This window comes from Paracoccus sp. S3-43 (genome assembly GCF_029027965.1).
Lineage (GTDB): Bacteria > Pseudomonadota > Alphaproteobacteria > Rhodobacterales > Rhodobacteraceae > Paracoccus.
Genome location: NZ_CP119082.1, coordinates 2054272 through 2079388, shown reverse-complemented (window position 1 = coordinate 2079388; position 25117 = coordinate 2054272). Strand labels below are relative to the sequence as shown.

The window sequence follows — 25117 nt, the reverse complement described above, 5'->3', positions numbered from 1 at the left end:
GTCGCCTATAACCTTTCGCAACGCCTTTGGATGGAGACAGCCCATGTCGCAGACCGAACCCGATCCCGCCAAGCTGGCCGCCGCCCGGGCCGCCGTGGCCCTGGTGCAGGACGGCATGAAGCTGGGCCTGGGCACCGGATCGACCGCCAGCGTGATGGTCCGCGCACTGGCCGCCCGCGCGCGGGCCGAAGGGCTGTCGCTGCGCTGCGCCGCCACCTCGCACGCCACCTGCGACCTGGCGGAAAGCCTGGGCCTGTCCATCGAGAGCCTGGACGACATCGGCTGGCTGGACATGACCATCGACGGCGCCGACGAGGTCGATCCCGACCTGCACCTGATCAAGGGCGGCGGCGGCGCGCATCTGCGCGAGAAGATCGTCGCGGCGGCCAGTCGGCGGATGGTGGTGATCGCCGATCCCGGCAAGGTCGTCGAACAGCTTGGCGCCTTTCCCCTGCCGGTCGAGGTGGTGCAGTTCGGCTTCGAAACCACCCGCACCCTGATCCGCCGCGCGCTGGCCGACCTGGATCTGGGCGACCGGGAGGTGCTGCACCGCCTGAAGGGCAGCGAACCCTGGGTCACGGATGAAGGCAACTGGATCCTGGATCTGCATCTGGGCGCGATCCCCGACCCGGTCGCCCTGGCGCGTGCGCTGTCGGCGATTCCCGGCGTCGTGGAACACGGGCTGTTTCTGGGCATGTGCCACCTGGCGATCATCGGCAAGCCCGACGGCACGGTCGTCCGGCTTGACCGCAATGCTGACATAGACGCCGACATGCTGGCCGGCGAAGGAGATTGAGCTGTGACTTTCGACTATGACTTGTTCGTGATCGGCGGCGGCTCGGGCGGCGTGCGGGCCGCGCGGATCGCGGCGGGCGAACACGGCGCCCGCGTCGCCCTGGCCGAGGAAAGCCGCATGGGCGGCACCTGCGTGATCCGGGGCTGCGTGCCGAAGAAGCTGATGATCTTCGCATCCCAGGCCGGGCTGATGGCGGCCGAGATGCGCGGCTATGGCTGGGAGGGCGCGCAGGCGGGGCGGTTCGACTGGACGGTGTTCCGCCAGAAGCTGGACGCGGAACTGACGCGGCTGGAACTGATCTATACCGCGAACCTGGAAAAATCGGGCGTGCGGATCTTCCCTCGGCGCGCCACGGTCGTCGATCCCCATACGGTCGCCCTGGCCGATGGGACGCGGAAAACCGCCAAGCACATCCTGATCGCGGTCGGCGGCCGTCCCGCGCTGCCCGGCATTCCGGGCGAGGAACTGGGCCTGATTTCCGACGACCTGTTCCTGATGGAGGCGCTGCCGCGCCGGGTGCTGCTGGTCGGCGGGGGCTTCATCGCCTGCGAATTCGCGACGATTCTGGCGGGGCTGGGCTGCGAGACGGTGCAGGCCTATCGCGGCGACGCGGTGCTGCGCGGCTTCGACCGCCAGGCCCGCGACATGGCGACGCTGCAACTGTCCGAGATCGGCGTCGACCTGCGCCTGAACGTCAACCCGACCGCGCTGGAACGGCAGGGCGACCGGATCGGCGTCACCTTCACCGACGGCGGCCGCGACGGCTTCGACGCGGTGATCTGGGCCACCGGGCGGGCGCCCTATACCGCCGGACTGGGGCTGGAGGAGACCGGCGTCCATCTGCGCCCGAACGGCGCGGTCGCGGTGGACGAATGGTCGCAGACGGCGGTCCCCTCGATCTTCGCGGTGGGCGACGTGACCGACCGGGTCAACCTGACCCCGGTGGCGATCCGCGAGGGCCATGCCTTTGCCGATACGGTCTTCGGCGGCCGGGCGCGCAGCGTCAGCCATGTCAATGTCGCCAGCGCCGTCTATCTGCGCCCGCATGAGGTCGCCTCGGTCGGGCTGACCGAGGAACAGGCCTGCGCGCGCGGCGATGTGGATGTCTATGACACGGTGTTCCGGCCGATGCGGTCGATGTTCGCGGGCAGCAATGCCAAGGTGATGATGAAGCTGCTGGTCGATCCCGAAACCGACAAGGTGCTGGGCTGCCACATCGTCGGTCCCGACGCCGGAGAGATGATCCAGCTTGCCGCGATCCCCATCACCATGGGCGCGACCAAGGCCGATTTCGATGCGACCATGGCCGTCCACCCCACCGCGGCCGAGGAACTGGTGACGATGCGCAACCCGACGCGCCGGCTCCGGCTGGAGGTTCCTGCACAGGCTGCAACCGCCTGACAATCGCGACAGATGGGCGCGGGCGGGGGCGGTTCGGGTTGACATTTCCCCCTGCCGTCCCAGTTTCAGGCAACGGAATTTCGACGAAGAAAGAAGGATCAGGGATGGCAAGTCAGGGCCCATGGGGCGGCGGAAGCGGCGGAGGAGATGACGAGGATCGCAACAAGCGCCCCCCGAACCGCCCCTGGGGACAGCAGCAACCGCCGAAAGGGCCGCAACGGCCCGGCGGCCCGCAGCAGATGCCCGAGATCGAAGATCTGATGAAGAAGGGCCAGGAACGGCTGCGCGTGCTGATGGGCGGGCGCGGCGGCGGCGGCCATGGCCCGAACGGCGGCGGCCCGCGCCGACCGCAGGCGCCGGGGTTCCAGATGAACCGCACCACCCTGACCATCGGCGGGCTGATCCTGCTGGCCCTGTGGGCCTTCGCCAGCTTCTATCGCGTCCAGACCAACGAACGCAGCGTCGAATTCCTGTTCGGCCGCGCGGTGGCCGTGGGCACGGAAGGGTTGAACTTCGCCCCCTGGCCGGTCGTCACCGCCGAGGTCATCCCGGTCACCAACGAACGCGTGACCGAGATCGGCACCGGCCGCCAGGGAGAGATGGACAGCGGCCTGATGCTGACCCGCGACCAGAACATCGTGGACATGGAATACCAGGTCGTCTGGAACATCTCGGACCCGGAAAAATTCCTGTTCAACCTGGCCGATCCCGCCGACACCATGCGCGCCGTGGCCGAATCCTCGATGCGCGACATCATCGCGCGCAGCGAACTGGCGCCGATCCTGAACCGCGATCGCGGCACCATCGCCAACGACCTGCAAACCTCGGTCCAGGACACGCTGGACGCCTATCAGTCCGGGATCAACGTGATCCGCGTCAACCTGGACCGCGCCGACCCCCCGTCCGAGGTGATCGACGCCTTCCGCGAGGTGCAGGCCGCCCAGCAGGAGCGCGACCGGCTTGAGAAGGAAGCCGACGCCTATGCCAACCGCGTCCTGGCCCAGGCCCGAGGCGACGCCGCCCAGGCGCTGGAACAGGCCGAGGCCTATCGCGCCCAGGCGGTCAACACCGCCCAGGGCGAGGCCGCGCGCTTCAATTCGATCTACGAGGAATATGTGAAGGCGCCCGAAGTGACCCGCCGCCGGATGTATCTGGAAACCATGGAAAACGTCCTGGGCGGCGTGGACAAGGTGATCCTGGGCGACGGCGTGGACGGGCAAGGATCGGGCGTCGTGCCCTATCTGCCGCTTGACCAGCTGCGCCGGTCCGGCCAGGGCAACGCCAATACCGGAGGGAACAACTGATGGCCACCGCTCGCAGAATCACGGCCGCGACGCTGGCCATTCCCGCCCTGATCGCGGTGGGCGTGCTGGTCGCGTCCTCGGTGTTCATCGTCGACGAACGCGAAAAGGCCCTGGTGCTGCGCCTGGGCCGGGTCGTCGACGTGAAGGAGGATCCGGGCCTGGATTTCAAGGTGCCGTTCCTGGACAATGTTGAAAAATACGACGGCCGCATCCTGGGCCTGCCCACCGTCCCGCTGGAGGTCACGCCCCTGGACGACCGGCGCCTGATCGTGGATGCCTTTGCCCGCTGGCGGATCACCGATGTGGTCCGCTTCCGCCAGGCGGTGGGCGCGGGCGGCATCCAGGGCGCGCAGGGCCGCCTGGAACCCATCGTGCGCAACGCCATCCGCGAGGTGCTGGGCACGGTCCCGTCCACCAGCGTGCTGTCGGACGACCGGACCGCGCTGATGAACCAGATCCGCGACGAGGCGCGCTCGAACTCGGAAGGGCTGGGGGTCGAGATCATCGACGTGCGCCTGACCCGCACCGACCTGCCGGAACAGAACCTGAATGCGACCTATGCCCGGATGCGCGCCGAACGGCAGCGCGAAGCCGCCGACGAGATCGCCCGGGGCGGCGAGGCCGCGCAGCGGGTCCGCGCCGCGGCCGACCGGACGGTGACGGAACTGACATCCGAGGCGTCCAAGCGCGCCGAGATCGTCCGAGGCGAGGCCGACGCGCAGCGCAACGCCATCTATGCCGACGCCTTCGGGCGCGACCCGGAATTCTTCGCCTTCACGCGGTCGATGACCTCGTATGAACGGGCGATCCGGGGCGGGAACAGCACCATGGTGTTGCAGCCGGACGGGGAATTCTTCAGCTATCTGCGCGATGACGGCGCCAGCCGTGCGAACCCGTCGCCGACCCCGGTTCCCGCGGGCAATTCGGCGGGCACCATCCAGCCGCCGACCGCCGCCGAGGACGAGGAAGGCCTGGTCACCCCGACCGTGACCGACCGCGAAGGCAACCGCCTGGGCGAAAGCGCGGGCGTCACCCTGACCCCGGTGCCGGAAATGCTGGCGACCCCGCCCCAGCAGACCGAAGGCGTCGGTGCCCCCGCCGAGATTGCTCCCGAGACCGCCCCCGAAACTGCGCCCGAGACCGCTCCGGTGGCGGAACAGCCGGCGGGCGAAGGGCCCGCGGACCCTGCCCCGCAAGACGCCCCGGCGCAGGAATGACCGACACGAGAGGGGCGGGTGGGACACCATCCGCCCCTTCTGCAATAAAAGTCACGATCAGTTCACTGCCCGAGAGCGTGGTTTATTTGCAACGCCGACCTATTTCTTCTTCATATCCAAACCTGGTCCCCGGCCATCTTCGGCCCAGGGCAATATGCGCAAGATGAGGGCATCCGCATGAAGACCTTTTCTCCTCGGCATCTCCTGACCGCCTCGGCGCTGGCCGTGACCGTCGGCCTTGGTTTCGCGGCGGCGCAGGACGCGCATCCCGACATCACGCCCGAGGCCAGCCAGCAGGCGCAAGAGGCGGCGAACAACAACGAACCGCTGTCGGCGCCCGAGACGGGCTCGTCGCAGGTCATGCCCGACAGCTTTGCCGATCTGGTCCAGCAGGTCGCGCCCGCCGTCGTGAACATCACCACCACCGCCGTGGTGGCCCAACCGACCGGCGGCGAAGGCGCACCGATCTTCCCCGAAGGCAGCCCGTTTTCCGACCTGTTCCGCGATTTCGGCTTTCCGGGCATTCCCGGCCAGCCGGGACCGGGCGGTCCCCGGATGCCCCAGCGGTCCAACGCCCTGGGGTCGGGCTTCGTGATTTCGGCCGACGGGTTCATCGTCACGAACAACCACGTCATCGAGGGCGCGGACGAGATCGAGATCGAATTCTATTCGGGCGAGACCCTGCCCGCCAAGGTCATCGGCACCGACCCGAACACCGACGTGGCCCTGCTGAAGGTCGAAAGCGGCGACCCGCTGCCCTTCGTGGAATTCGGCAATTCCGACGATGCCCGCGTGGGCGACTGGGTGCTGGCGCTTGGCAACCCGCTGGGCCAGGGCTTCTCGGCCAGTTCGGGGATCGTGTCGGCGCGCAACCGCGAACTGTCGGGCACCTATGACGACTATCTGCAAACCGACGCGGCGATCAACCGGGGCAATTCCGGCGGGCCGCTGTTCAACCTCAAGGGCGAGGTCGTGGGCGTCAACACCGCGATCCTGTCGCCCAACGGCGGCTCCATCGGCATTGGCTTTTCCATGGCGTCGAACGTCGTCTCCAGCGTCGTGAAGCAGTTGCAGGAATTCGGGGAAACCCGGCGCGGCTGGCTGGGCGTCAAGATCCAGGACGTGACCCCCGACATGGCCGAGGCGCTTGGCCTGGCCGCCGAATCCGGCGCCATGGTGACGGATGTTCCCGAAGGCCCCGCGCGCGAGGCCGGGATGCGCGCGGGCGACGTGATCACCAGCTTTGCCGGGTCCGAGGTCAAGGACACCCGCAGCCTGGTCCGCCGCGTGGCCGAGGCGCCCTCCGGCGAGCCGGTCGATGTCGTGGTGCAGCGCAGCGACGGCCCGGTCACCCTGTCGGTGACGCTGGGCCGCCGCGAAACGGCGGAAGGCGCGGAGGACCGGCCCGGCGGTTCGGAAGGCGGGCCCAGCCAGCAGGATGTCCTGGGCATGACGCTGTCCGTGCTGACGCCCGAGATGGCGCAGGACATGGGCCTGCCCAACGACGCGCGCGGCCTTGTGGTGCAAGAGGTCGATCCGTCCAGCGAAGCCGCCGAAAAGGGCCTTGCCCCCGGCGACATCATCACCGAGGCGGGCCAGCAGCCGGTCGCGTCCATCAGCGACCTGAACGCCCGCATCGACGAGGCGCGCGAGGCGGGGCGCAAGTCCCTGCTGGTGCTGGTGCGCCGCGCCGGAGAGCCGCGCTTCGTGGCCCTGCCGGTCGGCAAATCCTGATCCTGTCCCCTGGGGACCATGGGGGCGGTCCTGCGGGGCCGCCCCTTTTCATTGCGGGGCCGATGGCCTATCTGCGCCCTGCACAGCAAAGGACACCCAAGCCATGGCCCGCATCACCTATATCGAGCATAACGGAACCCGCCACGAGGTGGACGTGAAGCCCGGCATGACGGTGATGGAGGGCGCGCGCGACAACGGCATTCCCGGCATCGACGCCGATTGCGGCGGCGCCTGCGCCTGTTCGACCTGCCATGTCTATGTCGCGGCGGAATGGGTCGACCAGCTTCCCCCGAAAGACCCGATGGAGGAGGACATGCTGGATTTCGCCTATCAGCCCGATCCCGAACGGTCCCGCCTGACCTGCCAGATCAAGGTGACGGACGCGCTGGACGGGCTGGTCGTGCAGATGCCCGAACGTCAGATCTGATCGGCGACCGTCGGCCAGTAGGTGCCGACGCTCCACAGGTTGCCCTCGGGGTCGCGGCAGGCGAATTCGCGGCTGCCATAGTCGGTGTCATGGGGCGGCTTTTCGATGGCGACGCCAGACGCTTCGACGCGGGCGAAGACCGCATCGGCATCGGGCACCGCGACATAGATCGCATCGGTTCGCCTGCCCACGCCGACCATCGCGCCATAGGCATCGTCGCGGGCCTGCCCCAGCATGATGATCGACGGCCCAAGCGCCAGTTCGGCATGGGCGACGGTGCCATCCTCCGCGCGATGGACGGCATGGTCGCGAAAGCCAAGCGTATCGGTCAGCCAGCGGATCGCGGCATCCGCATCGGCATAGCGCAGCGTCGGGTAGATGCAGGGTTTTGCCATGGCCAGTCCTTTCAGGGAACGGGCCGATGCTGCACCGAATCCGGCGTGCTGCCAAGCGTCAGATGGGCGGCCTCAGCAACGCAAGCGCCTGCGCGAGATCGATCGCCCCGTCATAGAGCGCCCGCCCCGAGATCGCCCCGGCGATCACCCCCGTATCCCCCAGGGCGCGCAGGTCGTCCAGCGACGACACGCCGCCGGATGCAATGACCGGGATGCCGACGGCGCGGGCCAAGGCCTCGGTCGCGGCGATGTTGGGGCCTTGCATGGCGCCGTCGCGGTCGATGTCGGTATAGATGATCGCGGCCACGCCCGCGTCCTGGAACTGGCGGGCCAGGTCGGTGGCCAACACCTGCGTCTCGGTGGCCCAGCCGCGGGTCGCCACGCGCCCGGCGCGGGCGTCGATGCCCACCGCGATGCGGCCGGGGAAGGCGGCGGCGGCCTCGCGCACCAGGTCGGGGTTTTCGACCGCGACGGTGCCCAGGATCACGCGGGACAGGCCCTTGTCCAGCCAGCCTTCGATGGTCGCCATGTCGCGGATGCCGCCGCCCAGCTGGGCGGGAATGTCGATGGCGGCCAGGATCGCCTGAACCGCCTCGGCGTTCACCGGATGGCCCGCGAAGGCGCCGTTCAGATCGACCAGGTGCAGCCATTCCGCCCCGGCCTCCTGGAAGGCCCGCGCCTGCGCCGCCGGATCGGTGCCGAAGACGGTCGCCGCCTCCATCTCGCCGCGCAGCAGGCGGACGCAGTGGCCGTCCTTCAGGTCGATGGCGGGGTAAAGGATCATGGCGGGCTCCGGTGTTCTCGCAGGTTGCGCACGCTTTGCCATGGACGCGCGGGGAACGGAAGGGCGCTGCGACCTCACGTCAGGCTTGCCAGACAGCGGGCCGCCCGCGCAGCATCGCCGCATCTGGAGGAGGGAACCCATGCGCCACATCGTCGCCGCCGCCATTCTTGCCCTGGCAGCCACCGCAGCCGCCGCCGACCCGATCGAGGGGGTCTGGCAGACCCAGCCCGACGACGGAGCCTTCGCCCATGTCACCATCGCCCCGTGCGGCGGGGCATTCTGCGGCACGATCACCCGGACCTTCCGGGGCCAGTCGCAATACCAGTCCCCGAATCTGGGCCGCCAGATCGTCATCGACATGGCCCCACGGGGCGGCGGCACTTACACGGGCAAGGTGTGGCGGCCCGCCAATGACAAGATCTACAACGGCAAGGCCAGCGTCGCCGGCGACCGCATGAGCCTGTCGGGCTGCGTCGCGGGCGGGCTGATCTGCAAAAGCCAGACCTGGGCGCGGGTCCGGTAAGGCAACCCGGCCCGATCCTCCGGCGTTCCCCTGCCAAGGCTGGATCAGGAGAGTGCGACATGCCGGTAATCACCGCAGGCGACGGAACGACGCTGCACGTCAGGGACTGGGGCCGGGGCCGACCCGTGGTGCTGATCCACGGCTGGCCCTTGAACGCCGACAGTTGGGAATACCAGGCTGTCAGGCTGGCCGAGGCGGGGTTCCGCGTCATCAGCCATGACCGGCGCGGCTTCGGCCGGTCCGACCAGCCTTGGGACGGCTATGACTATGACACCCTGGCCGATGACCTGGCGGCGGTGATCGACGGGCTGGGCGTGACGGACGCCACGCTTGTCGGCTTTTCCATGGGCGGGGGCGAGGTCGCGCGCTACATGACCCGCCATGGCGGCGGCGTGTCGCAGGCGGTGTTCGTGGCCTCGGTCGTGCCGGGGATGCTGAAAGCGGAAAGCAACCCCAAGGGCATCACCCGCGACCTGTTGGACGGGATCCGGGCGGGCCTGCGCAAGGATCGCCCCGCCTTCCTGGCCGACTTCTTCAAGCAGTTCTATGGTCAGGGCATGATCGGCGGCGTCAGCCAGCAGATCCTGGACTGGTCCCTGGGCATGGCGATGATGGCCAGCCCCCGCGCGACGCTGGAATGCGTGACGGCCTTCGGGACGACCGACTTCAGCGGCGACCTGCCCAACATCACCGTGCCCACGCTGATCATCCACGGCACCGGTGACAAGACCGTTCCCAGTGCCGCAACCGCCGAACGCCTGGCCTCGATGCTGCCCGATGCCCGTCTGATCGAATACAGCGGCGCCCCGCACGGGCTGACCGCGACCCATGCGGACCGGCTGGTCGACGATCTGCTGGAGTTCCTGCGGCAGACCTGATGTCTAGGCCGTCCGCCATTGCGACACGCAGGGGATCTTGTCGCGGTCGCAGCGGTCGGCGTATTTGCGGGCGATTTCCTGGACCTCGGCCAGCAACCCGTCGGCCAGCTTGATCGGTTCCAGCCCCAGGCCCAGAAAGCGGTCGTTGGCGACATGCAGGTCGTTTTCGTCGGCCTCGTTGCGGGGGTTCTTCAGGAAGGCGATCTCGACCCCGGTCTGGTCGGCGATCATCTGCGCCAGGTCGCGGACGCGGTGGGTTTCGGTCATCTGGTTCAGGATGCTGACGCGGTCCCCCTTGGCAGGCGGGTTCGTCAGCGCAAGCTCGATACAGCGGCAGGTGTCCTGGATATGGATGAAGGCGCGGGTCTGCCCGCCGGTGCCGTGCACCGTCAGCGGATAGCCGATGGCCGCCTGCATCAGGAAACGGTTCAGCACCGTGCCGTAATCGCCGTCATAGTCGAAGCGGTTGATCAGTCGGTCGTCCAGGCGCGTCTCCTCGGTCTGGGTGCCCCAGACGATGCCCTGATGCAGGTCGGTGATCCGCACGCCGTCGTTCTTGTTGTAATAGAAGAAGAACAGCTGATCCTGGGTCTTGGTCATGTGATAGATCGACCCCGGATTGGCGGGATACAGGATCTCTTGCCTGTGGGGGCCGTTCTCGGTTTCCACCACGACGTTCAGATATCCTTCGGGGATCTTCATCCCCGCCGTGCCATAGCCATAGACGCCCATCGTGCCCAGGTGGACCAGGTGGATGTCTTGGCCGGACTCGACAATGGCCGCCAGGATGTCGTTCGTCGCGTTCAGGTTGTTGCTGACGGTATAGCGCTTGTGCCAGCTCGATTTCATCGAATAGGGCGCGGCGCGCTGTTCGGCGAAATGGATCACCGCGTCGGGCCGTTCGTCGCGCAACAGGGTCAGCAGGCGGTGGTAATGTTCGCCGACGGTGAAATTCTCGACCCGGATGCTGTGGTTGGTCAGTTCGTGCCAGGCCCGCACGCGTTCGCCCAGGGGGCGGATGGGCGTCAGGCTGCTGACCTCAAGCTCCACGTCGATCTTGCGCCGCGACAGGTTGTCCACGATCACCACGTCATGACCGCGCGCGGAAAGATGCAGCGCGGTCGGCCAACCGCAGAAACCGTCTCCGCCCAGAACGATGATCTTCATGAACCTGCCTCTGATAGCCGCTTTGCCGCCTTTTAAAGGGGCGGATGCGCGGATGCCATAGCTGCCACGCGACCGACACATGCTTGTCGCATTCGGGCCACGGCGAAGGGTCAGCCGCGCGGGTCGATCAGCCGGGCCAGCACCGCGTCGCGGGTGATGCAGCCGCCGCCGTCGACCGGCAGGGCGGCGCGGTCCGACAGCAGCCCCATCACCTTGCGCACCGGCATGTCGCGGGGCACCGGATCGCCCGGCGCGTCGCCCGGCTGGACCACGTCGGCGGCGGTCAGCACCCCCAGCGGGTTCATGTGCGCCACGAAATCGGCGACATAATCGCTGACCGGGTTGGCGATGATCTCTCGCGCGGTGCCGATCTGGACGATGCGGCCGCCCTCCATCAGGGCGATGCGGTTGCCCAGCTTGAACGCCTCGTCCAGGTCGTGGCTGACGAAGATGATGGTGCGCCGGGTCTTGGCCTGCAATTCCAGCAATTCGTCCTGCAGCCGCGCGCGGATCAGCGGATCGAGCGCGCTGAACGGTTCGTCCATCAGCAGGATCGGCGCCTCGGTCGCGAAGGCGCGGGCCAGGCCCACGCGCTGCTGCATCCCGCCCGACAGGTCGCCCACCTTGCGTTCGGCCCAGTCCTTCAGCCCCACCGTCTCAAGCTGGTGATCCACGCGGGCCTTGCGTTCGGCGGGGGACATGCCCGCAAGCTCCAGCCCCAGGCCCACGTTTTCGCGAACGCTGCGCCAGGGCAGCAGGCCGAACTGCTGGAACACCATCGCCACATGGCGCAGCCGGATGTCGCGCAGCGTCCGTTTTCCCGCCCCGCTGACCGAGATCATGCCTTGGCCGTCCCAGACCCGGACCTCGCCCCGGCAGACGTGGTTCAGCGCGTTGACGGCGCGCAGCAGGGTGGACTTGCCCGACCCGGACAGGCCCATCAGCACAAGGATCTCGCCCTGGCGGACGTTCAGCGAACAGTCGTGGACGCCCAGCACCTGGCCGGTGGCCGCGCGAATCTCTCCGCGTTCCTTGCCCTGGTCCATCAGCGGCAGGGCGGTCTCTGGGTGGTCGCCGAAGACGATGGACACCCGGTCGAATTCGACGGCGTTGGGAACGATGGTCATTTCCGGCCCTCCATCCGCAGCATCCGGTCCAGCAGGATCGCCACCACGACGATCACGAAGCCCGATTCGAACCCCAGCGAGGTATTGACGCTGTTCAGCGCCCGGACCACCGGCACGCCAAGGCCCGCCGCCCCGACAAGCGCCGCGATCACCACCATCGACAGCGACAGCATGATCGTCTGGTTCAGTCCGGCCATGATCTGGGGCAGCGCACTTGGCAGTTCGACCTTCCACAGAAGCTGGCGCGGCGTGGCGCCGAAGGCGGTCGCGGCCTCGACCAGCGCGGCGGGGGTCGAGGCGATGCCAAGCTGGGTCAGCCGGATCGGCGCGGGCAGCACGAAGATGACGGTGGCCAGCAGCCCCGGCACCATGCCGATGCCGAAGAACACGATGGCCGGGATCAGATAGACGAAGGTCGGCAGCGTCTGCATCAGATCCAGAACCGGCCGCATCCAGGCGTAAAGGCGCGGGCGGTGCGCGGCGGCGATGCCCACCGGCACGCCGATCGCCATGCAGACCAGGCAGGCCGCCAGCACCAGCGTGAGGGATTGCTGCATCTCGTCCCAATAGCCTTGGTTCAGGACGAACAGCAGTCCCGCCGCGACCAGCAGGCAGGTCTTCCAGTTGCGCTGCAAGACCCAGGTCAGCGCCACGGCCAGCAGGATGAACAGCAGCGGGTGCGGCGCCTCCAACGCGGCGAGGATGCGTCCGATCAGCCAGTCCAACGCGCCCGAGACGGCGTTGAACAGCCCCGAGGCGTTGGCGTTCAGCCAGTCGAAGATCGACTTTGCGGTGCGCCCCACCGGTATCTTGTTATCGGTCACCCATGCCGTCAACTGCTCCATGCGCGGTTCCTTGCTGGTGCGGGGGAAAAGGCGGGCGCGCCGACGCTCACCCGGACAGCGCCCCGGTCAGGGCGGCGGCCGCGTCGTTGCCGTCGAAGGTGGTCACGCCGTCAAGCCAGGGGGTCGCGGCATCGGGATTGGCCGACAGCCAGTCCTTGGCGGCGGCCATCGGATCCTGCCCGTCGTTCAGGATCCTGCCCATCACCTCGTTTTCCATCGGCAGGGTGAATTCCAGGTTTTGCAGGAACTTGCCGACATTGGGGCATTCCGCGACATAGCCGTGGCGGGTATTCGTGCGCACCTCGGCCCCGCCCAGGTCGGGACCGAAGATTTCGTCCCCGCCTTCCAGATAGGTCATCTCGAACTGGGCGTTCATCGGATGCGGTTCCCAGCCCAGGAACACCACCGGCTGGCCCGCCGCATCGGCGCGGGCGACCTGGGCCAGCATCCCCTGTTCGCTGGATTCGACCACCTCGAAGGTGCCCAGCCCGAACTTGTCCTCGGCCACCATCTCCAGCAGCAGGCGGTTGCCGTCATTGCCCGGCTCGATCCCGTAGATCTGGCCGGACAGCGCGTCCTTGTGTTCGGCGATCCTGGCGAAATCGGTGATGCCCAGATCGGCCCCCGCCTTGTTGGTGGCCAGCGTGTATTTCGCCCCCGTCAGGTTGGTGCGCACCGTGTCCACCGTGCCCGCGTCGCGATAGGGGGCGATGTCGGCCTCCATCGTCGGCATCCAGTTGCCCAGGAAGATGTCCACGTCGTCGGTCGACAGCGCCGTATAGGTCACCGGCACCGACAGCAGCTTGGTTTCCGTCTCGTATCCCAGGGCCTGCAACACGGTCGAGGCCAGCGCGGTCGTGGCGGTGATGTCGGTCCAGCCCACGTCGGACAGAACGACCTTGCGGCATGTGTCCGGCTCGGCCGCCGCAACGGGGCCTGCAAGGGCCGTGCCGATGGCCGTGCCAATGGCCGTGCCAATGGCCGTGGCGGTGACCAGGGCGGCGGTCAGGCGGATACGGAACATGCTGGGCTTCCTGTTCTTGATTGGTCAGTCAATTAACGATACACAGGCTTCGAGAAGCAACCTTTCCCTCAAGCGGGGTGCAATCTTGCCTAAGATCGGTGCCGAGCCTATCCGAAAAGCTGCGTTAATCAACGCCGCGATCTTCGAGATCGGGCGAACCGGGTCGCTTGACGTGACGGTGGCGCAGATTGCCCGGCGTGCGGGCATGTCGCCAGCATTGGCGCACCATTACTTCGGGTCGAAAGAGCAGATTTTTCTCTCGGCCATGCGTTACATCCTGCGCACCTACAGCGGTTCGGTGGCGGAACGCCTGCCGGGCCAGGGGCCGCGCGGCCGGTTGGAGGGAATCGTCCGCGCCAGTTTCGCGCCGCAGAATTTCCAGAGAGAGACGGTCAGCGCCTGGATCAACTTCTATGCCTTGGCGCTCATCAACGACGAGGCCGCGCGCCTGCTGCGGGTCTATCACCGGCGGCTGCGGTCGAATCTGATCGTGGCGCTGCGCCCGCTGACCGATCATCCCGCCGCCGTGGCCGACACCCTGGGCGCGCTGATCGACGGCGTCTATCTGCGCGCGGTCCTGACGCGCGGCGGGCTGGATGCCGATGCCGCGCACAAGCTGATCTTCGATTACCTGGACGAGGCCCTGTCGTGACCCTGAACGCCCAACCCGCCGCGAGCCTGTTCATCGACGGCCGTTTCGTCGAGGGCGAGGGCGCGGTGCTGCCCGTCCGCTATCCCTATACCGGCCAGGAAATCGCTTCCCTGCGCGAGGCGTCGCCCCATCAGGTGGCGCTGGCCTGCCGGTCCGCCGCCCGCGCGCAGGTCGATTGGGCGGCGATGGCGCCCGCCGACCGGGGCCGCGTCCTGTCCCGCGCCGCCGCGATCATCCGCGACCGCAACGCCGACCTGTCCCGGCTGGAGACGCTGGATACCGGCAAGCCGATCCAGGAAACGCTGGTGGCCGACTGGCCGTCCGGGGCGGCGGCGCTGGAGTATTTCGGCGGGCTGGCCGCGACCGTGACCGGCCAGATGATCCCCCTGGGCCGCGACTGGGCCTATACAAGGCGCGAACCGCTGGGCGTCTGCGCGGGCATCGGCGCCTGGAACTATCCCAGCCAGATCGCCTGCTGGAAGGCCGCGCCCGCGCTGGCGATGGGCAATGCCATGGTCTTCAAACCGTCCGAGGAAACGCCCCTGGGCGCCCTGAAGCTGGCGGAAATCCTGACCCAGGCGGGCGCGCCGCCCGGCATCTTCAACGTGGTGCAGGGGCGGGCCGAGGTCGGCACGGCGCTTGTGACCGATCCGCATGTGGCCAAGGTCTCGCTGACCGGATCGGTGCCCACCGGCCGCCGCGTCTATGCCGCCGCCGCCGAAGGGATGCGCCATGTCACGATGGAGCTTGGCGGCAAGTCGCCGCTGATCGTCTTCGACGACGCCAGCCTGGAGGATGCGGTCGGCGCGGCGATCCTGGCGAATTTCTATTCCTCGGGCCAGATCTGTTCCAACGGCACGCGGGTGTTCCTGCAACAGGGGATCGCGGCGGGCTTCCTGGACCGGCTGGCCGAACGGCTGGCGCAGGTCCGCATCGGCGATCCGCTGGACCCGGACACGCAATTCGGCCCGATCATCAACGCCGCGCAGGCGGGCAAGATCCGCGCGGCGATCACCGCCGGGCAGGAGGCGGGCGCGCGGCTGGTCTGCGGCGGTGTGGGCGAGGGGGCGTTCATCCCGCCCACCGTCTTCGCCGATGCCGCCGACGACATGGCGATCACCCGCGACGAGATCTTCGGCCCGGTGATGACCACGCTGACCTTCGCCGATGAGGCCGAGGCCGTGGCCCGCGCCAACGCCACCGGCTTCGGGCTTGCGGCGGGGGTCTTCACGCAGGACATCACCCGCGCGCATCGTGTTGTGGCCGCGCTGGAGGCAGGCACCTGCTGGATCAACGCCTATAACCTGACCCCGGTGGAAATGCCCTTCGGCGGTACCAAGCTGTCGGGCCTGGGCCGCGAAAACTCGGCCGCCGCCATCGAGCATTATTCGCAACTCAAGACCGTCTATGTCGGCATGGGCACCGTCGAGGCGCCGTATTAGGGGATCGCCATGACCGCTGATTACGTCATCGTCGGCGCCGGTTCCGCCGGTTGCGCGCTGGCCTATCGCCTGACCGAGGCGGGACACGGCGTTACCCTGATCGAATACGGCGGCACCGATGCGGGCATCTTCATCCAGATGCCGGGGGCGCTGTCATACCCGATGAACATGCCGCGCTACGACTGGGGTTTTTCCAGCCAGCCGGAACCGCATCTGGGCGGGCGCCGCCTCGCCACGCCGCGCGGCAAGGTGCTGGGCGGATCGTCCTCGATCAACGGCATGGTCTTCGTGCGCGGGCACCGAAAGGACTTCGACCATTGGCGCGACAGCGGCGCGGCGGGCTGGGGCTATGAGGACGTGCTGCCCTATTTCAAGCGGATGGAGACCTGGCACGGCGGCGCTTCCCCGTGGCGCGGCACCGACGGCCCGCTGCATGTGACGCGCGGGCGCCGCCGCAACCCGCTGTTCAACGCCTTCATCCAGGCCGGGCGGCAGGCGGGCTGGCCCTATACGCCCGATTACAACGGCGAACATCAGGAAGGCTTCGGCCCGATGGAGGCGACGATCTGGCAGGGCCGCCGCTGGTCCGCCGCCAACGCCTATCTGCGCCCGGCGCTGAAGACCGGGCGGCTGACGCTGGTCCGCGCCCTGGCCCGCCGGATCCTGTTTCAAGGAAAGCGCGCCTATGGCGTTGAAATCGAACGCGGGAACCGCGTCGAAACCATCGGCGCCGGACGCGAGGTCATCGTCTCGGCCAGTTCGATCAACACGCCCAAGCTGCTGATGCTGTCGGGGATCGGTCCCGCCGACCACCTGCGCCAGCACGGCATCGCGCCGCTGGCCGACCGTCCGGGCGTCGGCGCGAACCTGCAGGACCACCTTGAAATCTACATGCAGTACAAGGCGTTGAAGCCGATAACCCTGTATACCTATTACAATCTTCTGGGCAAAAGCCGGGTGGGGGTCGAATGGCTGCTGCAAAAGACCGGGCTGGGCGCGTCGAACCAGTTCGAAAGCTGCGGCTTCATCCGGTCCTCGGACGCGGTGGATTACCCCGACATCCAGTATCACTTCCTGCCGCTGGCGGTCCGCTATGACGGCAAGGCGGCGGCGCAGGGCCACGGCTTCCAGGCCCATGTCGGCCCGATGCGGTCGAAATCGCGTGGCACGGTGCGGCTGGCCTCTGCCGACCCGGCGGCGCCGCCCGAGATCCGCTTCAACTACATGTCCCATCCCGACGACTGGGCCGAGTTCCGCGCCTGCGTCCGCCTGACGCGCCGGATCTTCAACCAGCCCGCCTTCACCGAATACCGGGGCGACGAAATCCAGCCCGGCGCGGCAGTCCAGACGGACGCCCAGATCGACGCCTTCATCCGCGACCACGCCGAATCGGCCTATCACCCCTGCGGCACGGCGCGGATGGGCGCGGCCCATGACCCGATGGCGGTCGTCGATCCCGACCTGAAGGTGATTGGCGTCGAGGGGTTGCGCGTCGCCGACAGCTCGATCTTTCCGCGCATCACCAACGGCAACCTGAACGGCCCGTCGATCATGGTGGGCGAAAAGGCAGCCGACCACCTCCTGGGCCGCATCGCGCGCCCCGACCACGACCGCATGGCGGCCGAATAGCCGCTTCTTCTTCACGTAAATATCCCCGCCGGAGGCTCCCGCCCGCGCCACGAGGCGCGTCAGCCGTTCCCCTCGCGCGCGGCGGCGACGCTGGCGTCCAGGCCATCCGCGGGCATCCCGCGCAGCAGGGTATCGCCGATCACGAAGGTCGGCGTGCCCATGATCGCCATGCGTTCCGCCAGTTGCCGGTTCCCGCGTAGCACGGCGGATACGGATTCGGTGTTCATGGTGTTCAGAACCTCGTCTCCGTCGAGGCCGATATCGGCGGCAATGGATTTCAGCGCCTCGGGCGAGGGGGCGCCGCGCAGCGCCATCAATTCGTCATGCGCCTTCGCATAGGCCTGATTCCCGCCCAGCTGCTTGGCCGCGACGGCAAAGCGGGCCGAGGTCTCGCTATCCGGTCCGAGGATCGGAAATTCCTTCAGGATCAGGCGGATATTGCCGTCGCCCTCGACCAGATCGTGGACCTGGTCGTTGAACTTGCGGCAATAGCCGCAGCGATAGTCGATGAATTCCACCACCGTCACGTCGCCATCGGGATTGCCGCCGACCCAGCTGTGGCCGTCCTGAAAGATCGCCTCGCGGTTCGACGCGACCAGGGCCACGTCGTTTTCCGCCTCGGACGCGGCGCGGCGTTCTTCCAGCACGTTGATGGATTCGACCAGCACCTCGGGATTGGCCATCAGGTATTCCCGCACGGCGTCCCCGAAGGCGGCCTTTTCGGCGTCCGACATCGCGGAGATGTCGAAGGCCATGGCGGGGGTCGCGGTCAAAAGCAGCGCGGCGATCAGGCGTTTCATCGGGATCCTCGTCTTGGTTCGCGCCAGCTTGGCGCTTGCGCCGCCCGTTGGCAAGGAAGCGTCCGACAAAGCTGCGTGACCGGAAGGCGCCGGGGGGCTTTTCGCGCAGTCCCGGCGCGCGTAAGACAGGGAAAAGACAAAAAGCCAAGGATCAGCAGTGCCATGAGGAAATCCGTTCGCGGTCAGGTCGACCCGTTCATCGTCATGGACGTGATGGAAGCCGCCGCCCGCGCCGAGGCCGCGGGCCGCCACATCATCCATATGGAGGTCGGCCAGCCCTCGACCCCGGCCCCCGAAGGCGCGCGGCGCGCGCTGGCCGCCGCGCTGGAACAGCCGCTGGGCTATACCGTCGCCCTGGGCCTGCCCGCGCTGCGGCAGGGGATCGCGGATCTGTATCGCCGCTGGTATGGCGTCGATCTGGACCCGGCCCGCGTGGTGGTGACGCCCGGCAGCAGCGGGGCCTTCATCCTGGCCTTCTCGGCCCTGTTCGACGCGGGCGACCGGGTGGCCATGGGTTACCCCGGCTATCCCAGCTATCGCCAGATCCTGCGGGCCATGTCGCTGGAGCCGGTGGGCATCCCGACCCGGCCCGAGGATCGCTATCAGCCGCGCCCTGACGATCTGCCGGACGGCTGCGCGGGGCTGATCCTCGCCTCGCCGGGCAATCCGTCGGGCACGGTGCTGCGCAGCGACGAATTGCGGGCGCTGTCCGATGCGGCGCGGGCGCGGGGCATGGCGCTGATCTCGGACGAGATCTATCACGGCCTGTCCTATGGAGACCGCTGCCATTCCGCGCTGGAGGTGACGGACGAGGTGTTCGTCATCAACTCGTTCAGCAAGTATTTCTCGATGACCGGCTGGCGGGTCGGCTGGATGGTCGTGCCGCCCGATCACATCCGCACCGTGGAACGGCTGGCGCAGAACCTGTTCATCTGTCCGCCCCATGCCAGCCAGGTCGCGGCGCTTGCGGCCCTGGACTGCGCGGCCGAGGCCGACGCGAACCTTGCCGTCTATGCCGAGAACCGCCGCCTGATGCTGGAGGGGTTGCCCAAGGCGGGCTTTCACCGCATCGCGCCGCCCGAGGGGGCGTTCTATATCTATGCCGACGTGTCGGATCTGACCGAGGATTCGCTGGCCTTCGCGGCCCAGATCCTGGACAAGGCGGGCGTCGCGGTCACGCCGGGGCTGGATTTCGATCCCGACCGGGGCGCGCGGACGCTGCGCTTTTCCTATGCCCGCGCCACCGCCGACATCGCCGAGGCGTTGCGCCGCCTGCAAGGATTCATGGCCGCCCGATGAGGTGGCTGGCTCTGATCCTGGCGCTGCTGTCGCTGCCCGCCTGGGCGGATGAACCGGCGCGGCTGGATCTGGGCGGATCGGCGCTTGTGACGACGGGGCGCGGCTGGGGCGGGCCGAAGCCGCTGGAACTGCGGCTGTCGCTGACGAAGGCGGTCCCCTATCGCACCTATCTGGTGGACGGCCCGCCGCGCCTGATCGTCGACCTGAAGGGCGCCGATCTGAGGCTGGCCCGGCCGCAGGATCTGTTCGGCGCCGACCTGTCCCCCGCGATCCGGTGGGGGCCATACCAGCGGGACTGGGCGCGCGTGGTCGTCGAACTGCCCGGCCCTTACCGTATCGACAGCGCGGGCCAGCGGGCGGGCGCGGCGCTGTCGCAGATCACCGTGGCCCTGGCTCCGGTCGCGGCCCAGGACTTCGCGCCCCGGCCATCGGCCACGGCCGCCCTGCGCGACCTGCCCGAACCGGCGGACGTGCCGGAGCCGCCCCCGGACGAGTCCTTCACGGTCGTTCTGGATCCGGGTCATGGCGGCTTCGATCCCGGCGCCCTGGCCGAGGGCGAAAGCGAGGCGAATCTGGTCCTGGTCTTTTCGCTGGAACTGCGCGCGGCCTTGCAGGCGCGCGGCATCACCGTGGAAATGACGCGCACCGACGACAGCTTCGTGACCCTGGAACGGCGCATGACCATGGCGCGGCAGGCGCGGGCCGACCTGTTCGTCTCGCTGCACGCCGACGCCTTGCCGGAAGGGCAGGCGGCGGGGGCCACGATCTATGTCTGGAACCCGGCCTCCGATGCCCGCGCGGCGGACCAGCTGACGCTGCGCCACGACCGCGACGACCTGCTGGCGGGGACGGACCTGGCCGGCCATGACGACGCCCTGGCCGGGGTGCTGATGGATTTCGCGCGCACCGACACCCAGCCCCGGTCGGAAAGCTTCGCCCGCTGGCTGACGTCGCGCATGTCGCTGATGGGGATCGGGATGCATGAACGGCCGGTGCAGCGCGCGCCCTATGCGGTGCTGAAATCGCCCGACATTCCGTCCGTCCTGCTGGAACTGGGCTTCATCTCGGACCACGCCGACCGGGCGAACCTGCTGAACCCGCAATGGCGCGAACGCATGGTCGAGGCCGTGTCCGAGGCCGTGGTCGGCTGGGCGCGCGACGAGGCCGCGCGCGCGGCGATGCTGCGCCGATAAGGGTTGCGATCCCCCAGTGTTGTTTTGACCGGGACGGGCCGCGCCGCTATAGACGGGGCCGAGTCCCTGAAAGGCCCTTTCCTTGCTGCGCAGCATCCTGTCCTTTTTCGGTGCCATCTTCTCGTGGTTCGTCACCGCCAGTTTTTTCATCGCCCTGACCCTGGGCGCGATCTTCTGGATCTATTCGCGCGACCTGCCCAGCCACGAGACCCTGGCCCAATACACGCCGAAAACCATCAGCCGGATCTATTCCGGCGAAGGCCGCCTGATCGACGAATTCGCCGAGGAACGCCGCCTGTTCGTCCCCATCGAGGAGATCCCCGATCTGGTGAAGCACGCCTTCATCAGCGCCGAGGACAAGAATTTCTACAGCCATCCCGGCTATGACCTGCGCGGCATCGTCGGCGCGGCCTGGCAGGCGGTCGCCTCGCGCGGGTCGTCGGTGCGCGGCGCCTCCACGATCACGCAGCAGGTGATGAAGAACTTCCTGCTGTCCTCGGACCGCAGCGTCGAACGCAAGGTCAAGGAACTGATCCTGGCATCCCGGCTGGAACGGACGCTGGACAAGGATCAGATCCTGGAACTGTATCTGAACGAGATTTTCCTGGGCCAGAACAGCTTTGGCGTCGCCGCCGCCGCCCAGACCTATTTCAACAAGTCGCTGACCGAACTGGCCCCGCACGAGGCCGCGATGCTGGCCGCGATGCCCCAGGCGCCGGGCCGCTATCACCCCGTCACCGCCAAGGACCGGGTGACGGAACGGCGCAACTATGTCCTGCGGGAAATGTGGCAGAACGGCTATATCGACGAGGCGACCTATCAGTCCGAGGCGAAGCTGCCGCTGAAATCGGTGCAGAACGGCGATTATCCGGCCTTTCGCCAGCAATTGCCGCCGCGCGATTATTTCACCGACGAAATCCGCCGCCAGCTGTCGGCGCAGTTCGGGAACGAGGAATTCTTCGGCGGCGGGCTGACCATCCGCGCCACGGTCGATCCCGATCTGCAATCGGCGGCCGCCGACGCGCTGCGCCAGGCGTTGGAGGATTACGATCGCGGCACCGGCGTCTGGCGCGGCACCCGCGAGACGATCCCCGCCGAGCAGTTGACCGACGAGGCCGCCTGGCGCGGCGCGCTGTGGCAGGTGCAGGTTCCCCGCGACATTCCCGGCTGGCATCCCGCCGTGGTGCTGGAGCTGGGCGAGACCGACGCCCGCATCGGCATCGAGGGGATCGAGGAGGACGCCGACGGCCACTGGATCCCGGCGGCCGATGTGCAATGGGCGAGGAAGCGCGGCCCCGACGGCAGGCTTGGCCCGCGCGCCAGGGTGGCGGGCGATCTGGTCGCCGTGGGCGACGTGGTGCTGGTCCGGGCGATGACGCAGGACAGCGATGGCGGCTTCATCCGCTGGACCCTGCGGCAAGTCCCGGAAATCCAGGGCGGCTTCATGGCGATGGACGTGAATACCGGCCGGGTGCTGTCGATGCAGGGCGGCTTCAGCTATCAGTCCTCGGTCTTCAACCGGGCGACGCAGGCGCAGCGCCAGCCGGGGTCGTCCTTCAAGCCCTTCGTCTATGCCGCCGCGCTGGACAACAACTATACCCCCGCCACCATCGTCGTGGACGAGCCGATCCGCATCAACACCCCCTTCGGCCTGTGGGAGCCCAAGAACTCCAGCGGCAGGCATTACGGCCCGACGCCCCTGCGCACGGGCATCGAGATGTCGCGCAACCTGATGACGATCCGCATCGCCCAGGACATCGGCATGGAGCGGGTGGCCGAATATGCCGAACGCTTCGGCGTCTATGACGACCTGAAGCCGTTCCTGGCCAATGCGCTCGGCGCGCAGGAAACCACGCTGTTCAAGATGGTCGCGGCTTACGCCATGTTCGCCAATGGCGGCGAACGGGTGGAACCGACCCTGGTCGACCGCGTGCAGGACCGGCGCGGGCGCACCATCTATCGCCACGACCAGCGGGTCTGCGAGACCTGCGGCCAGCAGGCGCTGCCGGCCGGGCAGGGTCCGGTGATCGACACCAACCGCGAGCGGGTGATGGACGCGGTGACGGCCTATCAGCTGACCTCGATGCTGGAAGGCGCGGTGGAACGGGGATCGGGCAGCGGGGTGGACCTGCCGGTGCCGATCGCGGGCAAGACGGGCACCACGAACGACGCCAAGGACGTGTGGTTCATCGGCTATTCCTCGAACATCGTGGCGGGCTGTTACCTGGGCTATGACCAGCCGCGCACGCTGGGCAGCAACGCCTATGGCGGGACGTTGTGCGTGCCGGTGTTCAACGCCTTCATGCGCCAGGCGGTGGCCGAATTCGGCGGCACGGAATTCACGGTTCCGCCCGGCGGCTATTGGGTCAAGATCGACCGCGCCACCGGCCAGCGGCTGTCGGACGACGCCTCTGGCCCGAACGTGGTTGCCGAATATTTCCGCGACGGCACCGACCCGGACTGGGGATCGCCGCTGATCGTGTCGGGCTTCGGCGACGGCGAAGTGGTCCTGCCCTGGCAGGCGGGGGCCGGGTCCGGGTCGGGAACCGCCATCACCACCTCGACGGGGGAACGCAGGGTTATCCCCCGGCAGACCGATTTCGGCACCATGTCCTCGGGCGGGCTTTACTGACGGCGTTCCGGGTCTCGGCGCGCGCCCGGATCCGGCCGGTCCCCGGACTGCCGGTGGTGAACCGGGGTGGCGATGATCCGCACGATCCACAGGATCACCACGGCCAGGGCGGTTCCCATCACCGCCAGCAGCCCGTCCCCCGTCCCCGAGGCAAGGCCCACGGCCCCCGCCAGCCACATCGACGCGCCGGTGGTGACGCCGCGCACGCTGCCGCCGCTGAAGATGATCGACCCGGCCGCGAGGAAGGCCACGCCCGCCGTCACCGCCTCGATCAGGCGCAGGGGGTCGATCCGCAGCACCTCCTGCTCATCGGCGGGGAAATGCGTCAGTTCCATGGCGACAACGGTGAACATGGCGGCGGCCAGCGAAATCAGCATATGGGTGCGCAGCCCCGCCGCGCGGGCACTGACCTCGCGCTCCCATCCGATCAGCCCACCCAGGACGACCGCGAGGGTCAGCCGCAGGGCGACGGCGGGCAGAGGCATGGATTGCAGCGGCTGGAACAGATCCTGGATCTGGGGCATTTGGCGGTCCGTAACGGATTTATGACGGTTCGGTATAACGTGCGCCGCGTCCAGGCGGTTGCAGGACCGGTCCCCGACCCTTGCCCCACGGCCCCGCGCGCGGTATCACCCCGGACCTGACGCCCGCCCGTCTGAACCCGCCTGCCCGAACCCGCCTGCCCGAACCCGCCTGCCCGAACCCGAGGAACCGCCCATGCGCGCCGAGACGCAGTCCACCATCGAATCCATCCGCAAGTCGCTGACCCTGCTGGGACAGCGGATGGACTGGCAGACCGCGCCGCACCGGCTGGAGGAGATGAACGCCATGATCGAGGCGGGCGACCTGTGGTCCGACCCCGCCCGCGCGCAGAAGCTGATGCGCGAGCGCCAGGCGCTGTCGGACGCCCTGGAAACCTATCGCCGCATCGACACCGACCTGTCCGCCAATGCCGAGATGATCGAACTGGCCGAGGAAGAGGGCGATGCCGACCTGGTGGCCGAGGCCGAGGCGAACCTGAAATCCCTTGCGGAACTTGCCGCGCAAAAGGAACTGGAAGCGCTGCTGAACGGCGAGGCAGACGCGAACGACACCTTCCTGGAAATCAACGCCGGCGCGGGCGGCACGGAAAGCTGCGACTGGGCGTCGATGCTGGCGCGCATGTATGTCCGCTGGGCCGAGAAGAAGGGCTATGAGGTCGAACTGCTGTCCGAAACCGCGGGCGACGAGGCGGGCATCCGCAGCGCCGCCTACAAGGTCAGCGGGCACAATGCCTATGGCTGGCTGAAATCGGAATCGGGCGTGCACCGGCTGGTGCGCATCAGCCCCTATGACAGCGCGGCACGGCGGCATACGTCCTTCAGCAGCGTCTGGGTCTATCCGGTCGTCGACGACAATATCGAGATCGACATCCCCGACCGCGACATCCGCATCGACACCTATCGGTCCTCCGGCGCCGGCGGGCAGCACGTCAACACCACCGATTCAGCCGTGCGGATCACCCACCTGCCGACCGGGATCGTCGTCACGTCCTCGGAAAAATCCCAGCACCAGAACCGCGCCAACGCGATGGCCGCGCTGAAATCGCGCCTGTATCAGATGGAACTGGACCGCCGGAACGCCGAGATCAACGCCCAGCACGCCGCCAAGGGCGACGCGGGCTGGGGCAACCAGATCCGCAGCTATGTCCTGCATCCCTACCAGATGGTGAAGGATCTGCGCACCGGCGAGGAGACCAGCGACACCCAGGGCGTTCTGGATGGCGATCTGGACGCCTTCATGGCCGCGACCCTGGCGCTCGACGTGGCCGGAAAAAGCCGTGCCGAGGCCAACGCTGAGGACTGATCC

The 25117-nt window shown here is 68.0% G+C and carries 23 protein-coding genes; 15 read left to right on the top strand and 8 right to left on the bottom strand.

Translation table 11 applies throughout. The features are described 5' to 3' along the window. Positions 1-43: 43 nt before the first annotated feature. The 6 genes from rpiA (at position 44) to PXD02_RS10850 (ending at position 6879) form a co-directional block, all read left to right on the top strand. Entirely contained in the window at positions 44-796 is a 753-nt protein-coding gene (gene rpiA, locus PXD02_RS10875; protein WP_275103896.1) for a ribose-5-phosphate isomerase RpiA, read from the top strand. A 3-nt stretch (positions 797-799) separates the two neighbouring features. After that, on the top strand, positions 800-2197 hold the full coding sequence (gene gorA / locus PXD02_RS10870; RefSeq protein WP_275103895.1) for a glutathione-disulfide reductase: 1398 nt from the start codon (positions 800-802) through the stop codon (positions 2195-2197). Positions 2198-2301: 104 nt separating this feature from the next. After that, entirely contained in the window at positions 2302-3501 is a 1200-nt protein-coding gene (gene hflK / locus PXD02_RS10865) for an FtsH protease activity modulator HflK (RefSeq protein ID WP_275103894.1), read from the top strand. Between the two features lie 17 nt (positions 3502-3518). Further along, positions 3519-4718 (top strand): protease modulator HflC, encoded by a 1200-nt coding sequence (hflC, locus tag PXD02_RS10860; protein ID WP_473092083.1) that lies wholly within the window; start codon positions 3519-3521, stop codon positions 4716-4718. A 177-nt stretch (positions 4719-4895) separates the two neighbouring features. After that, positions 4896-6452 carry a Do family serine endopeptidase gene (locus PXD02_RS10855; protein ID WP_275103892.1) on the top strand — a complete coding sequence of 519 codons (1557 nt, stop codon included), beginning with the start codon at positions 4896-4898 and terminating at the stop codon, positions 6450-6452. A 103-nt stretch (positions 6453-6555) separates the two neighbouring features. Then, positions 6556-6879 carry a 2Fe-2S iron-sulfur cluster-binding protein gene (locus PXD02_RS10850; protein WP_275103891.1) on the top strand — a complete coding sequence of 108 codons (324 nt, stop codon included), beginning with the start codon at positions 6556-6558 and terminating at the stop codon, positions 6877-6879. Here the strand turns inward: PXD02_RS10850 and PXD02_RS10845 are convergent. Together PXD02_RS10845 and hisA are read right to left on the bottom strand one after the other, a co-directional pair. After that, complete coding sequence (locus PXD02_RS10845) at positions 6870-7274, bottom strand: VOC family protein (RefSeq protein ID WP_275103890.1); 405 nt, start codon at positions 7272-7274, stop codon at positions 6870-6872. The genes PXD02_RS10850 and PXD02_RS10845 overlap by 10 nt on opposite strands. Positions 7275-7332: 58 nt before the next feature. After that, the gene (gene hisA, locus PXD02_RS10840; protein WP_275103889.1) at positions 7333-8058 is read right to left on the bottom strand and encodes a 1-(5-phosphoribosyl)-5-[(5-phosphoribosylamino)methylideneamino]imidazole-4-carboxamide isomerase; all 726 of its coding nucleotides are present in this window, start codon (positions 8056-8058) and stop codon (positions 7333-7335) included. A gap of 139 nt (positions 8059-8197) precedes the next feature. Between hisA and PXD02_RS10835 the strand changes: the two genes are divergently transcribed. Together PXD02_RS10835 and PXD02_RS10830 are read left to right on the top strand one after the other, a co-directional pair. Next, complete coding sequence (locus tag PXD02_RS10835; RefSeq protein ID WP_275103888.1) at positions 8198-8581, top strand: DUF2147 domain-containing protein; 384 nt, start codon at positions 8198-8200, stop codon at positions 8579-8581. Positions 8582-8640: 59 nt separating this feature from the next. Then, entirely contained in the window at positions 8641-9459 is an 819-nt protein-coding gene (locus PXD02_RS10830) for an alpha/beta fold hydrolase (RefSeq protein ID WP_275103887.1), read from the top strand. A 3-nt stretch (positions 9460-9462) separates the two neighbouring features. Here the strand turns inward: PXD02_RS10830 and PXD02_RS10825 are convergent, their stop codons facing one another. The 4 genes from PXD02_RS10825 to choX form a co-directional block, all read right to left on the bottom strand. After that, positions 9463-10626 (bottom strand): NAD-dependent epimerase/dehydratase family protein, encoded by a 1164-nt coding sequence (locus PXD02_RS10825; protein ID WP_275103886.1) that lies wholly within the window; start codon positions 10624-10626, stop codon positions 9463-9465. A 110-nt stretch (positions 10627-10736) separates the two neighbouring features. Further along, positions 10737-11753 (bottom strand): choline ABC transporter ATP-binding protein, encoded by a 1017-nt coding sequence (gene choV, locus PXD02_RS10820; RefSeq protein WP_275103885.1) that lies wholly within the window; start codon positions 11751-11753, stop codon positions 10737-10739. Next, positions 11750-12598 (bottom strand): choline ABC transporter permease subunit, encoded by an 849-nt coding sequence (gene choW / locus PXD02_RS10815; protein WP_275103884.1) that lies wholly within the window; start codon positions 12596-12598, stop codon positions 11750-11752. The genes choV and choW overlap by 4 nt, the downstream gene beginning before the upstream one ends. Positions 12599-12644: 46 nt before the next feature. Beyond that, entirely contained in the window at positions 12645-13622 is a 978-nt protein-coding gene (gene choX / locus PXD02_RS10810; protein ID WP_275103883.1) for a choline ABC transporter substrate-binding protein, read from the bottom strand. A gap of 85 nt (positions 13623-13707) precedes the next feature. Here choX and betI point away from each other — a divergent pair, with 85 nt between their 5' ends. From betI to betA, 3 genes are read left to right on the top strand one after another with little or no spacing between them, the layout of a single operon-like run. Beyond that, on the top strand, positions 13708-14274 hold the full coding sequence (gene betI, locus PXD02_RS10805) for a choline-binding transcriptional repressor BetI (RefSeq protein WP_275106406.1): 567 nt from the start codon (positions 13708-13710) through the stop codon (positions 14272-14274). 2 nt (positions 14275-14276) lie between these two features. Beyond that, complete coding sequence (betB, locus tag PXD02_RS10800) at positions 14277-15716, top strand: betaine-aldehyde dehydrogenase (RefSeq protein ID WP_275106405.1); 1440 nt, start codon at positions 14277-14279, stop codon at positions 15714-15716. Positions 15717-15725: 9 nt separating this feature from the next. Further along, positions 15726-17345, top strand: coding sequence for a choline dehydrogenase (gene betA / locus PXD02_RS10795; RefSeq protein WP_275103882.1), 1620 nt, complete (start codon positions 15726-15728; stop codon positions 17343-17345). Between the two features lie 59 nt (positions 17346-17404). On the opposite strand, the gene PXD02_RS10790 is transcribed toward betA, so the two are convergent. Beyond that, complete coding sequence (locus PXD02_RS10790) at positions 17405-18145, bottom strand: DsbA family protein (RefSeq protein WP_275103881.1); 741 nt, start codon at positions 18143-18145, stop codon at positions 17405-17407. Positions 18146-18307: 162 nt separating this feature from the next. Here PXD02_RS10790 and PXD02_RS10785 point away from each other — a divergent pair, with 162 nt between their 5' ends. From PXD02_RS10785 to PXD02_RS10775, 3 genes are all read left to right on the top strand, one after another. Further along, on the top strand, positions 18308-19444 hold the full coding sequence (locus tag PXD02_RS10785) for a pyridoxal phosphate-dependent aminotransferase (protein ID WP_275103880.1): 1137 nt from the start codon (positions 18308-18310) through the stop codon (positions 19442-19444). Continuing rightward, positions 19441-20637, top strand: coding sequence for an N-acetylmuramoyl-L-alanine amidase (locus PXD02_RS10780; RefSeq protein ID WP_275103879.1), 1197 nt, complete (start codon positions 19441-19443; stop codon positions 20635-20637). Before PXD02_RS10785 ends, PXD02_RS10780 begins: the two co-directional genes overlap by 4 nt. 82 nt (positions 20638-20719) lie before the next feature. Then, positions 20720-23269: a penicillin-binding protein 1A gene (locus tag PXD02_RS10775; protein WP_275103878.1), complete on the top strand. Its 2550-nt coding sequence runs from the start codon at positions 20720-20722 to the stop codon at positions 23267-23269. Here PXD02_RS10775 and PXD02_RS10770 read toward each other — a convergent pair. Beyond that, a complete protein-coding gene (locus PXD02_RS10770) occupies positions 23263-23793 on the bottom strand; it encodes an MgtC/SapB family protein (protein WP_275103877.1) in 531 nt (176 codons plus the stop codon). The two genes, PXD02_RS10775 and PXD02_RS10770, sit on opposite strands and share 7 nt — an antisense overlap. A 193-nt stretch (positions 23794-23986) precedes the next feature. On the opposite strand from PXD02_RS10770, the gene prfB reads away from it, so the two are divergent. Then, a complete protein-coding gene (gene prfB, locus PXD02_RS10765; RefSeq protein ID WP_275103876.1) occupies positions 23987-25114 on the top strand; it encodes a peptide chain release factor 2 in 1128 nt (375 codons plus the stop codon). The last annotated feature ends 3 nt before the right edge of the window (positions 25115-25117 follow it).